Origin of the sequence: Flavobacterium sp. CAU 1735 (assembly GCF_039888695.1) — a bacterium.
Classification (GTDB): Bacteria; Bacteroidota; Bacteroidia; order Flavobacteriales; family Flavobacteriaceae; genus Flavobacterium.
Genome location: NZ_JBDQQQ010000001.1, coordinates 1,399,108 through 1,411,156, shown reverse-complemented (window position 1 = coordinate 1,411,156; position 12,049 = coordinate 1,399,108). Strand labels below are relative to the sequence as shown.

Genomic DNA, 12,049 nt, shown 5'->3' with positions numbered 1-12,049 from the left:
ATTATACAATATGAGAACATTAGGAAATTCTTCTCTTGAAGTGTCCCCTATCACCCTGGGTGCTTTTGCAATTGGGGGTACAATGTGGGGCGGAAATGAAAAAAAAGACTCCATTGCAGCCATACAGGCTTCAATTGATAATGGTGTGACCAGTATCGACACCGCTCCGTTTTATGGTTTTGGTCTGAGTGAAACCATGATTGGTGAAGCCATTAAAGGTCGCGATCGCAGTAAAATTCAGATACTGACAAAATTCGGTCTGGTTTGGGACGGAAGCAATCAAGGAAAAGGAGAATTCTTCTTTGAAGCCGATGGTCAATCCATTTATAAATACGCATCAAAAGCCAATGTAATCAAAGAAGTGGAAGAAAGTTTGCAACGTTTGGAAACGGATTATATCGACTTACTGCAATTGCACTGGCCGGACAGTACTACGCCGATATCCGAAACCATGGAAGCTATGGAAACATTGATCCAACAAGGAAAAATCAAAGCTGCAGGCGTTTCCAATTATAGCGTTTCCCAACTGGAAGAAGCGCAAAAAAGCGTACCTTTAGCTTCCAACCAGGTGGCCTATAGTATGCTAAACCGTAGTATTGAAAAAGAGCTGGTTCCTTACAGTATTGATCAAAATATTGGTATCATTGCATATAGCCCGATGGAACGCGGTTTACTGACCGGAAAATACTTTACAGGTGGAAAACTGACAGAAGACGATCATCGTAACGGATATTTCAGTCAGTATGATCTGAAAAAAGTGCAACAATTTTTACAGAACATTCAACCTATTGCCGATGCAAAAAATAGCACACTAGCACAATTGGTATTACGCTGGACGGTACAGCAACCGGGAATTACCGCAGTACTTGCCGGTGCACGGAATGCCGAACAAGCCATTTCGAATGCTCAGGCGCTGCATTTTGAATTAAACCCCGAAGAACTAACTTTTATTACAAACCAACTTCATACTTTATAAATCATCATGAAAAAAATTTTAACGATAGTAACCAGTCTAATGCTGCTTTTTAGCGGTGTAAATGCTGTCGCGCAAACAAAAAAAACAGGAACTATGAAAAAGAAGATCTTATTTGTGGTAACCAGCCATGATCAAAAAGGCAACACCGGACAACCAACCGGGTATTTCCTTAGCGAAGTCTCACATCCGTGGGAAGTATTACACAACGCCGGCTATGAAATCGATTTTGTAAGCCCAAAAGGCGGAAAAGCTCCGGTAGATGGATTTGATTTAAAAGATCCGATCAATAAAAAATTCTGGGATGACAAAGTGTACCATGCAAAAGTGGAAAACACGATGAAACCTTCAGAAGTTAATCCTAAAGACTATATAGCGATTCACTATGCAGGTGGTCACGGTGCGATGTGGGATTTACCCGAAAATAAAGAAATTGCCGCTATTGCAACCAAAATCTATGAAAATAACGGAATCGTCAGTGCCGTTTGTCACGGGCCGGCAGGTTTGCTTAACATCAAACTGAGCAACGGGAACTATTTAATCGACGGTAAAAAAGTAAATGGCTTTACCAATGAAGAAGAAATTGCTGTTGGATTGGAAAAAGTAGTACCTTTTATGTTAGAAGATCAATTAAAAGCGCGTGGTGCGAAGTTTGAAAAAACGGGTAACTGGCAATCGCATGTCGTAGCGGATCAACGTTTGGTTACCGGTCAAAATCCGGCCTCTGCGGAAGCTGTCGGAAAAACGGTTTTAGCCGAATTGAAAAAATTATAATCGGATTACTCTATATTAAACCTGACAGGTTTGCGAAAACCTGTCAGGTTTTGTGCTTCAAAAAATTCTTTCCTTTTTAATACATTTGTGACAGTATACAAAACAAAGCTTTATGAGTGATACACTCCATTTACGAACGGTTCAGGTGACCCGCTATATAACCCCTTTGCGGGAAGGCGGCTCGCTTCCAGCCCTTGCTGAGGCCGACGATGATTTTAAATATGTACTCAAATTCAAAGGTGCCGGTCATGGTAGTAAAGCCTTAATAGCAGAACTTATAGGTGGTGAAATCGCACGTGCTTTAGGACTTCGGGTTCCGGAAATCGTTTTCGCCAATCTGGATGAAGCTTTTGGCCGTACCGAAGCCGACGAGGAAATACAGGATCTCTTACAAGGAAGTCAGGGATTAAATCTGGCCCTACACTTCCTGTCGGGCGCCATCACATTTGACCCCGTTGTTACCGATGTTGACCCACTTTTAGCTTCACAAATAGTCTGGTTGGATGCCTTTATAACCAATGTAGACCGGACTTTCCGAAATACCAATATGCTGATCTGGCATAAAGAGTTATGGCTCATCGATCACGGCGCTTCTTTTTATTTCCATCATTCCTGGAACAATTGGGAAAACCATGCTAAAAGTCCTTTTGCATTGATCAAAGATCATGTTTTATTACCCAAAGCAACAGAACTGGAGCAGGTTGACTCGGTATTTAAAGCGATTTTAACGGAAGAAAAGATCCGGGAAATCGTAAATACAATCCCGGATGAATGGTTATTATGGGACGATAATCGCGATGCTCCGGAAGAGCTGAAAGAAGTTTATATACAGTTTTTACTGATGCGAAAAAACAATTCCGAAATTTTTATAAAAGAAGCGCAAAATGCAAGACAAACACTTATATGAATATGCAGTGATCCGCGTTTTGCCTAAGGTTGAGCGCGAAGAATTTTTGAATGTCGGCATTATTCTTTTTTCTAAAAGTGCCAAATACATCAATGTTCGTTTTTCCATTAACGAACAAAGGCTCCTTATGCTTTCAGACGAACTGGATATCGAACAGTTACAACAGAATCTGGAGTCGTTTCAAAAAATTGCACTTGGCGACAAAAATGGCGGGCCAATAGCCCAACTCGATATCCCTTCCCGTTTTCGCTGGCTTACGGCAGTTAGGAGTTCTGTCATACAAACATCCCGTCCCCATCCCGGTTTTTGCGGCAATCTGGACGGTACTATTGATCGGCTTTTTACCGAACTGGTTTTATAATATTAATGAGAAACACTATTGGAGTACAGATTGATAATCAGTACTCCAATAATTATAAAAAGGATTCCGATTATAGCCGGGAAATCGAGGGATTGATTATAAACCAAATAACCAATCGCAGAAATCAATACTATTCCCAAGCCCGACCAAATGGCATAGGCAATTCCTATTGGCATTGATTTAAGTGTCAACGACAAAAAATAAAAGGCCGTGGCATAACCAACAATTGCTATTACACTAGGCCACAATCGGGTAAACTGCTCAGACGATTTTAAAGCACTGGTCGCTATCACCTCAAAAAAAATAGCTATTATCAAAAACAGGTATTTCATCTTCCTTTCTTTAAGTTCTTAAAGATACGTTTTTAATATGATTTGTATTTTACAATTATCCAAAATGGGTATATCCTTCTAATAAAGCATCATTATAATACTCAAAGACACTTAAAACTTCAATTACAAAAAACTAAGTGTTTATGCGTATGTGAGAATGGTGAAAAAGTTACTGTTATTTCTTTCTTTTGTTTGTGTAATACGCTAGCGTTTAGTTATGATGTTTTTGGTTTTGTAGTATTTTTTCAACATCAGAATAAGTCCTTGATTTCATTTAATTTATTTCAGTATTTTTTATTTTAAGGACTAAACAAAAGTGTGTTATGTGAGTTTGTAAGACAGTCAGTCCGCTGACTGTCTTTTCAAACCGCATTAATTTTTCTCTTTTTTACTATTCCTTTTATAAACCGAACAGTTTTTAATTTTCTATTCCATTATGTTACTATTATAAGCCTAAGCTAAGCTGTTCGGTTTTAAAAAGAAACGTAATCTGAAAATTTCACCTTGACTGTATTATAATAACACCTTTGGCGCGTTTTTATCGTTTTATCATATCGTCGTTAAAATTCTTACATATAATCTCAAATCATACCTCAATAAAATCAAAAAACATCACAAAACATTATTTTTGTAACCTTTTTTTATATTTTAAATCAAATAATGTAAAGTAAACAGATAAAATTCACTCCTTTTTAGTAAACATTCGTATCTTTACCAAGCCCCATTTCTTTTTAAAATCTGTCTAAATAATTTTTTAATTATGCCAATTTTAATAAGAACAACATCTAACAACAAGGACTTTAAAGATCTTGTTGCTTTACTGGATCATGAATTAAAAATTAAGGATGGACAAGAACATTCTTTTTTTGAGCAGTTTAACCAAATTGATAAAATTAAACATGTAGTTTTAGCATACAAAGAAGATAAAGCGGTTGGTTGTGGCGCTTTAAGACAATTTTCGGATGACATAACAGAGATCAAAAGAATGTATGTACATCCTGATTTTCGCGGCCGTGGAATCGCTAGAGAAATATTAAAAGAGTTGGAAAGATGGGCCACAGAATTGTTTTTTTCGGAGTGTATTTTAGAAACCGGAAAAGAACATACTGAAGCCGTTCGTCTTTATGAAAAATCGGGATATCATTTGATTCCAAATTTTGGACAATATGAAGGTATTGCAAGTAGTCTTTGTATGCGAAAGATTATCTTGTAGTTCTTCTGATATATAGTAACCATAAAAAAAAGAAGTCTGAAACTTCTTTTTTAGTGTTATGCTGCGGTTTAAATTGTTTTATGAATCCTGTGTATCGGGATCACTACGCCTTGCTTTAAAATGATACGTTCATCCGTAACGCCCCATATAGTAGTTTCAACAACTTTTTTAGAAACACTATCTTCAAAATAAATTTTAATTTTTCCATGTTCTAAATTCCCCAACGCTAAAGCGCGATTCAGATCTTCTATTCTTCTTTTAATAGCCAATCCGTCTTCTTCCAATACATCATTTTCAGGAAAGTTTAGTGTTTCTATCTCTTCTTTGCTAACTATTTCAAAATTTGCATCCATAAGTTCTTTTTTCATTTAATTAAATACTCACATATATTAACTAAATTAAAAAAAATTCCCTTAAAGATTTCATAAAACAGTATTAAAAAAGCCACAATTTCTTGTGACTTTTTATACATTGCTGATTTATATTATTTTATATAAGTCTTATTACCGTTGTCGTTGATATAATACTTACCACCTCTTGGTCCGGTATATACTTTTTTCCCATTATATGTCCCTGTTACCTTATCTTCCGACGCTACTTTTGCTGTTTTAACCGCAGTTACTTTTTTCGCTTCTGTCGCACTCGTCTTTTTAACATCCGCTTTTACATCCGCGGTTGCTTTGGTCGCTTTTTCTTTTACCGCTTTAGCATCATCTTTGACGGTCTTTTTGGCATCGGCAGTTACTTTTTTCTCTTTTACGGCCTTCGTATCGTCTTTGACTTCTTTTTTTATTGCTGTTTTAGCATCGTCTGCTTTCTTTTTGGTTTTAGCCGTTTCGGTATCGGCTTTTTTAGATGCTTTTTTTACAGCTGCTTCCTGAGCAAAAACGGTTAATGAAAAGACCATTAACAAACTAAAATAAATTGCTTTTTTCATATTTATAATTTTAGATTATTATTCTTTTTTTACTTAAAAAAGTAATTATTTATTATAAAATTACAAACAAAAAGACATATAACTAACAACCTATTTGATTTTTTTTATTAGAATTTCATTAAAAAAGCCGCATCAGTTGATGCGGCTTTTTTAAGCTATCGAAAATTGGAACACTAGTACGCTACTAATTCCAGTAAATCGTTTTCAAATCGTTGTTTTGGCAGGTATTGATCTTCCAGTGCTTTTACGAATGGAATAGCACTCTCTAAACTTCCTACACGTTTAACTGGTCCGTCCAGATATTCAAAACAATTCTCCATGATCATCGATGAAATATCGCTGGCCACACCTCCGAAAAGGGTATCTTCCTGAAGAATGATCACTTTACCTGTCTTTTTAACCGATGCATAAATCGTTTCCATATCCAATGGTTGCAACGTACGTAAATCGATTAAATCGGCTTTAATTTCAGGATGTTTGGATAAAGTATCCAAAGCCCAGTGTACACCGGCTCCAAATGAAATTACCGTTACGTCTTCACCTTCTTTAATCATAGCCGCCTTTCCAAAAGGAATCGTGTAATAGTCTTTAGGAACATCCTGATAAATACTTCGGTACAATTGTTTGTGCTCGAAATAAATTACCGGATTCGGATCGTTGATTGCCGTATTTAAAAGTCCTTTGGCATCGTATGGAAAAGCCGGATATACCACTTTTAATCCCGGTGTTTTAGTAAACCAGGCTTCGTTCGTTTGCGAGTGGAAAGGTCCAGCCTGAGTTCCACCGCCGCAAGGCATACGCACTACTACATCGGCATTTTCCTGCCATCTGTAGTGCACTTTCGCCAAATAGTTCACAATTGGGTTAAATCCTGTAGAAACGAAATCTGCAAATTGCATTTCTACAATAGCTTTATGTCCGTTAATAGACAATCCCATACCCGCAGAAACTACTGCACTTTCACAAATTGGCGTATTGCGAACACGTTCTTTTCCAAATTGTGCTACAAAACCATCTGTTATTTTAAAGGCTCCACCGTATTCGGCGATATCCTGTCCCATAATCACCAGATTATCGTGACGCTCCATCGATTGTTTTAATCCTTGTGAAATCGCATCTACCAAACGAATGTTTTCCACTTCTCCATTATGATCGAATGCTTCATGTGTATACGGTCTGTACACATCATTTAACTCTTCGTCAAGGTTTGCCACAATTTCAGGTTCTGCCTGAACTTTTGCCCAATGTTCGTCAATTTCTTTTTTGATTTCAGCACGATAAGCCTCATCCATATCCGGTGTCAGGATTCCTGCTTCCGAAAGGTATTTGCGGAAATTATCTACCGGATCTTTAATTGCCCACATATCCATTAATTCCTGTGGTACATATTTGGTTCCACTGGCTTCTTCATGCCCTCGCATACGGAAGGTTTTGAATTCCAATAGTACCGGGCGCGGATTTTCGCGCATGGAAGCTACCAACTCGTCAATCTTTGTATATACCTCAAGAATATTGTTTCCGTCGATAATATAGCTTTCCATTCCATAACCAATTCCTTTATCGGCCAGGTTTTCACATCGGTATTGTTCGTTTGTTGGTGTCGACAATCCGTAACCGTTATTTTCGATCACAAAAAGTACCGGTAAATCCCAAACTGCGGCAATATTTAATGCTTCGTGGAAATCACCTTCGGAAGTAGCACCTTCACCGGTAAAAACCGCGGTAACTTTTCCGTTTTTCTTTAATTTATTAGCTAAAGCAATACCATCGGCCACGCCTAATTGTGGTCCAAGATGCGATATCATTCCGATAATTTTATATTCCTGTGTTCCGAAGTGGAACGAACGGTCACGTCCTTTGGTAAAACCATCCCCTTTTCCCTGCCATTGTGAAAACAAACGGTACAATGGGATTTCTCTGGTTGTAAACACCCCTAAGTTGCGGTGCATTGGTAAAATATATTCGTCTTTATCCAAAACGGATGTAATTCCTACTGAGATAGCTTCCTGTCCAATACCGGAAAACCATTTTGAAACTTTCCCCTGACGGATCAGGATCAGCATTTTTTCTTCGATCAGCCTTGGCTTGATTAATTTCTTATATAAATCTAATAGTTTTTCGTCACTTAGATTTTTCCGATCAAAATTCATGATGTTGTGCTTTGATTAAACGCTTCCAAAAGTATAAAAAAATAACCATCACCAATGGAATTGTTATCTAAATATTTTCCCAAATTATCGGATTCACCCGGGTAATTACCACGCTCATTCCCATTGTTGATAACTTTATAAATTTTATCTAAAAATTATTATTTACCTTTGTTTTATAATGGTTTCACAACCAAAAAGTTATTAACAAAATTTTTCAAGATGCAAAACATTCCCAGTGTTGACTTGCGTGATTTCCTATCGGACGACCCGGTACGTAAACAAAAATTTGTAAATGAAATCGGAAAAGCCTACGAAGACATCGGCTTCGTAGCATTAAAAGGTCATTTTTTAGATGACAAATTAGTTGATGAACTTTATGGTGAGGTTCGTAATTTTTTCACATTACCACTTGAGGTAAAAGAAAAATACGAAATTCCTGGAATTGGTGGACAGCGTGGTTATGTTTCTTTCGGAAAAGAACACGCCAAAGGAAAAAAAGAAGGCGACTTAAAGGAGTTCTGGCATTTTGGTCAGTATGTCGAAAACGACCCGAAACTGGAAGCCGAATATCCTAAAAATGTGGAAGTTGCCGAACTTCCTAAATTTAACACGGTAGGTAAAGAAGCCTATCAGATGTTGGAAAAAACCGGCGTATATGTTTTAAGAGCGTTAGCGTTATACCTTGGACTGGATGAGTTTTATTTTGACAACTACATCAAAAACGGAAACAGTATTCTACGTCCAATTCACTATCCTCCTATTACACAGGAACCGGAAAATGCCGTTCGTGCCGCTGCACACGGTGATATTAATTTGATCACCTTATTAATGGGTGCGCAAGGTAAAGGATTACAGGTTCAAAATCATAACGGTGACTGGATTGATGCCATTGCCCAAGATGATGAATTAGTGATCAACGTGGGTGACATGCTTTCCCGTCACACCAACAATAAACTAAAATCGACCATTCACCAGGTGGTTAATCCGCCACGTGAATTATGGGGGACTTCCCGTTTTTCGATTCCGTTTTTTATGCACCCGATAAGCGAAATGCCGCTTAACTGTCTGGAAAACTGTATCGATGCCGAAAACCCAAAACGTTATGACGATATTACCGCCGGTGATTTCCTTTACGAACGTTTGGTTGATTTGGGCTTAATTAAAAAATAATCCTTATTTTTATAAAATCGTAAAAGACATTGGGTTTTACACTCAATGTCTTTTATCTTTTACAACCTTTTTTGAAATGCAGCAATGCATCGAACCGATTTAGTAATATGGCAAAGAAAATAAGTAGTTTGGAAGATTTAGGCGGATTTGTTTTTTCCACCAATAAAGATTTTGAATTAAATACCGAGTCCGAGCAGGAAGAAACCCTTGCTCCCGGTCAGCAAAAACTGGAAGCGCACCTCGACAAAAAGAACCGGGGCGGAAAAGTGGCAACCATCATCAAAGGGTTTGTCGGTAATGACGACGACCTGAAGACGCTTGCTAAACAACTAAAAACGCTTTGCGGCGTGGGTGGCTCCGCAAAAGACGGCGAAATTATCATCCAGGGGAATTTCCGTGACAAAATCATGGATTTCCTGACAAAAGAAGGCTATAAAATAAAACGCGTAGGCGGTTAATAAAATACATACATAATGACAGCAATTAAATCATCTGAATTAATCCTGAATCCCGACGGTAGTGTTTACCACTTAAATCTGAAACCGGAAAACATCGCTACCGATATTATTTTTGTAGGTGATCAAAACCGGGTTTCAAAAATCACCAAACACTTTGATACCGTTGAATTTTCGACACAAAAGCGTGAATTTAAAACCGAAACCGGTACGTATAAAGGCAAACGCCTTACGGTGATGTCTACCGGAATTGGCCCTGACAATATTGATATCGTGATGAACGAACTGGATGCTTTGGTTAATATCGACCTCAACACCCGTATGGTTAAGCCGGAGCTTACTTCCCTGAATATTGTTCGTATCGGAACATCGGGTTCTTTACAAAACGACATTCCGGTTGACAGCTTTGTAATGTCCGAATATGGCTTAGGACTGGACAATATGCTCCGCTCCTATATCATCGATTCGATTTCCGAAACAGCTATTGAAGACGCATTTATAGCGCATACCAACTGGGACATGCGCAAAGGGAAACCTTATGTAATCAAAGGCAGTGAAAAACTGGCTCAGAAAATCGAAAGTACCGAAATTCACAAAGGATTTACCGGTACGGCTGGTGGTTTTTACGGTCCGCAAGGACGCGTATTGCGCCTTCCGATTCAGGACGAAGCACTAAATGCCAAAATGGACAGTTTTAACTATAACGGTACGCGAATGACCAATCTGGAAATGGAAACCGGCGCTATATATGGGCTTTCCCGTTTATTGGGTCACGAGGCCTTATCCCTTAACGCAATCATTGCCAATCGTGCCAATGGTACTTTTAGCGAAGATCCGTATAAAGCGGTTGATGCTCTTATCCTATATACATTAAATAAACTGGTCGAATAACATGCATACGCTGGCTTCACAACTTATCGCAGATATTACAGCTTTTGAACGTCAGTTTCACGAAGGGCATTTATCCGGTTTTGAAGTAAAATCTGCTGCGACTATTTGGTCTAAAAAAGAGATACTGGGGCATTTGATTGATTCGGCACGCTACAATCTGGAACGTTTTACGGAAATTCAGTACGCTGAAAGTCCGTATTCGGTTCGCCCGTACAATCAGGACGAGCAGGTTAAAGCCAACCAGTATCAGCAACGTGAAAGTACCGAATTACTGCTATTATGGGCTGCTTTAAACCGGCAAATCGCTTTTATAATGCAGTGTCAGACCGCAGAAACACTAGCTTTACCGTTGCTTTTACCAGACGGAACTACATCGGATTTACGCTTTTTAATGACCGATTATATCCATCATTTGCAACATCATTTAATCGAAATCAGAAAATGAAACCCATTATCACCACCGACAGACTGATCATCCGGGAATTGCACCCTAATGATGCCGCAGGTATTTTCCGATTAGATTCCAATCCGGCAGTTCATGAATACCTGGGAAAATCTCCTATTACAACCATAGAAGAAGCACAAAATGCCATTTCCTTTATTCGAAAACAATACGAGACGAATGGTATTGGTCGTTGGGCAATGCTATTAAAAGACACAAACGAGTTTATTGGTTGGACGGGGCTTAAATTGATCAACACAGAAGAAGTAAACGGTCATCGGAATTTTTACGACCTTGGGTACCGATTGGTACAAGAGCATTGGCGAAAAGGCTATGGTTTTGAAGCCGCCAGCGCTTGTTTGGAATACGCTTTTTCGGTTATGAAACTCGAAAAAGTATATGCCAATGCCGAAAAAGGAAATACCGGTTCTAACACGATATTACATAAACTACAACCCGTACATACGGAATCTTTTCTGGATGAAGGAATCGAAACCATTTGGTTTGAATTTAAAAATAATAAAATCGGCAGTTAAACCTGCTGATTTTTTTTTAGGATTTCCACACCGTTCAGGTAATCCGACGGGCGTTGTCCCAATAACTTATAAAACGTATTACTAAAGGTCGGTATACTGTTATAACCAACCGCAACAGCTACTTCACTAACCGGTAGTCGTTTTTCCAGCAATAATTCGATCGCTTTCAGCATTCTCCGGATGGTAAAAAACTGTATAAACGACATACCCATATCTTTTTGAAACAAACGATATAACGAACGTTCACTAAATCCGAATTTTTCGGCCAATGTGGAAAAGAAAATAGTTTCATCAAGATGCTCATCCAGATAGGTGATCACTTTTAACAATCGTTTGTCTTTGGCTGTTGGTAATGCTAATGGCAGGTTGGTTTCGCAAATCTCCGGTAAGATGGCCTTAATAGCCCTTGCAATAAAATAATTACGGCTTCCTTTTTTTAGATTGCCATTCCAACGGTTGGTAAACAACATCATTTGCAGTAGCAAATCGTTAACCGGGTAAATCCCTTCATTATTATAAAAGGAATGTTCGTTTTTGTCGACCGGAAAATAGAGGTTTCGCATCATTACATTTTCCGAACTCGGATGAATACTGTGTTTGATAGTATCCGGAATCCACATAAAATGGCGCGCCGGTAAAAAGTAGGTTTTGGTTTCGGTGGTCACATAAACCAGTCCGCCCTCGGTATACAACAGCTGCGCTTTTTCATGTTTATGCGTCGGAATCAATAATTCACCCATCAGATCGTGATGGCAATAAATACTGTTTTTATCCGTGTCCACATCCTTGGTATAATACTTCTCTACCTTTAGGTTTTCCTTTTCCATGCTGTCTGAAATGAATATTTTTTTGGCTTATTACAATAATTCGCTACTGGATTATTTCTTTAAAATTGTAAACTAAACCAA

The 12,049-nt window shown here is 38.3% G+C and carries 15 protein-coding genes; 10 read left to right on the top strand and 5 right to left on the bottom strand.

All coding sequences use genetic code 11. From position 1 onward, the window contains the following. Positions 1 to 10: 10 nt before the first annotated feature. From AAFN64_RS06755 to AAFN64_RS06740, 4 genes are all read left to right on the top strand, one after another. A complete protein-coding gene (locus AAFN64_RS06755) occupies positions 11 to 976 on the top strand; it encodes an aldo/keto reductase (protein WP_347759791.1) in 966 nt (321 codons plus the stop codon). Between the two features lie 6 nt (positions 977 to 982). Further along, positions 983 to 1,747: a type 1 glutamine amidotransferase domain-containing protein gene (locus AAFN64_RS06750; protein ID WP_347759789.1), complete on the top strand. Its 765-nt coding sequence runs from the start codon at positions 983 to 985 to the stop codon at positions 1,745 to 1,747. A gap of 112 nt (positions 1,748 to 1,859) precedes the next feature. After that, complete coding sequence (locus tag AAFN64_RS06745) at positions 1,860 to 2,654, top strand: HipA family kinase (protein ID WP_300490750.1); 795 nt, start codon at positions 1,860 to 1,862, stop codon at positions 2,652 to 2,654. Then, on the top strand, positions 2,632 to 3,015 hold the full coding sequence (locus AAFN64_RS06740) for a DUF3037 domain-containing protein (protein WP_300490753.1): 384 nt from the start codon (positions 2,632 to 2,634) through the stop codon (positions 3,013 to 3,015). Before AAFN64_RS06745 ends, AAFN64_RS06740 begins: the two co-directional genes overlap by 23 nt. Before the next feature lie 2 nt (positions 3,016 to 3,017). On the opposite strand, the gene AAFN64_RS06735 is transcribed toward AAFN64_RS06740, so the two are convergent. Then, positions 3,018 to 3,347: an SMR family transporter gene (locus tag AAFN64_RS06735; RefSeq protein WP_347759787.1), complete on the bottom strand. Its 330-nt coding sequence runs from the start codon at positions 3,345 to 3,347 to the stop codon at positions 3,018 to 3,020. A gap of 760 nt (positions 3,348 to 4,107) precedes the next feature. Between AAFN64_RS06735 and AAFN64_RS06730 the strand changes: the two genes are divergently transcribed. Further along, positions 4,108 to 4,560 carry a GNAT family N-acetyltransferase gene (locus AAFN64_RS06730; RefSeq protein WP_300490758.1) on the top strand — a complete coding sequence of 151 codons (453 nt, stop codon included), beginning with the start codon at positions 4,108 to 4,110 and terminating at the stop codon, positions 4,558 to 4,560. 68 nt (positions 4,561 to 4,628) lie between these two features. Here the strand turns inward: AAFN64_RS06730 and AAFN64_RS06725 are convergent, their stop codons facing one another. The 3 genes from AAFN64_RS06725 to AAFN64_RS06715 form a co-directional block, all read right to left on the bottom strand. Then, entirely contained in the window at positions 4,629 to 4,928 is a 300-nt protein-coding gene (locus AAFN64_RS06725; RefSeq protein WP_300490761.1) for a hypothetical protein, read from the bottom strand. A 116-nt stretch (positions 4,929 to 5,044) separates the two neighbouring features. Next, a complete protein-coding gene (locus AAFN64_RS06720; protein WP_347759785.1) occupies positions 5,045 to 5,497 on the bottom strand; it encodes a hypothetical protein in 453 nt (150 codons plus the stop codon). A gap of 173 nt (positions 5,498 to 5,670) precedes the next feature. After that, complete coding sequence (locus tag AAFN64_RS06715; protein WP_347759783.1) at positions 5,671 to 7,647, bottom strand: dehydrogenase E1 component subunit alpha/beta; 1,977 nt, start codon at positions 7,645 to 7,647, stop codon at positions 5,671 to 5,673. A gap of 219 nt (positions 7,648 to 7,866) precedes the next feature. On the opposite strand from AAFN64_RS06715, the gene AAFN64_RS06710 reads away from it, so the two are divergent. The 5 genes from AAFN64_RS06710 to AAFN64_RS06690 all read left to right on the top strand — a co-directional run bounded on the left by AAFN64_RS06710 (position 7,867) and on the right by AAFN64_RS06690 (position 11,141). Further along, complete coding sequence (locus tag AAFN64_RS06710) at positions 7,867 to 8,817, top strand: 2-oxoglutarate and iron-dependent oxygenase domain-containing protein (RefSeq protein WP_300490770.1); 951 nt, start codon at positions 7,867 to 7,869, stop codon at positions 8,815 to 8,817. Between the two features lie 107 nt (positions 8,818 to 8,924). Beyond that, positions 8,925 to 9,275, top strand: a complete 351-nt coding sequence (locus tag AAFN64_RS06705) for a translation initiation factor (protein WP_300490773.1) — start codon at positions 8,925 to 8,927, stop codon at positions 9,273 to 9,275. Between the two features lie 15 nt (positions 9,276 to 9,290). Continuing rightward, on the top strand, positions 9,291 to 10,163 hold the full coding sequence (locus AAFN64_RS06700) for a nucleoside phosphorylase (RefSeq protein WP_347759780.1): 873 nt from the start codon (positions 9,291 to 9,293) through the stop codon (positions 10,161 to 10,163). Between the two features lies 1 nt (position 10,164). Continuing rightward, entirely contained in the window at positions 10,165 to 10,608 is a 444-nt protein-coding gene (locus AAFN64_RS06695; RefSeq protein ID WP_347759779.1) for a DinB family protein, read from the top strand. After that, a complete protein-coding gene (locus AAFN64_RS06690; RefSeq protein ID WP_347759777.1) occupies positions 10,605 to 11,141 on the top strand; it encodes a GNAT family N-acetyltransferase in 537 nt (178 codons plus the stop codon). Before AAFN64_RS06695 ends, AAFN64_RS06690 begins: the two co-directional genes overlap by 4 nt. Here the strand turns inward: AAFN64_RS06690 and AAFN64_RS06685 are convergent. Continuing rightward, entirely contained in the window at positions 11,138 to 11,968 is an 831-nt protein-coding gene (locus tag AAFN64_RS06685; protein WP_136404190.1) for an AraC family transcriptional regulator, read from the bottom strand. The genes AAFN64_RS06690 and AAFN64_RS06685 overlap by 4 nt on opposite strands. Positions 11,969 to 12,049: the final 81 nt, after the last annotated feature.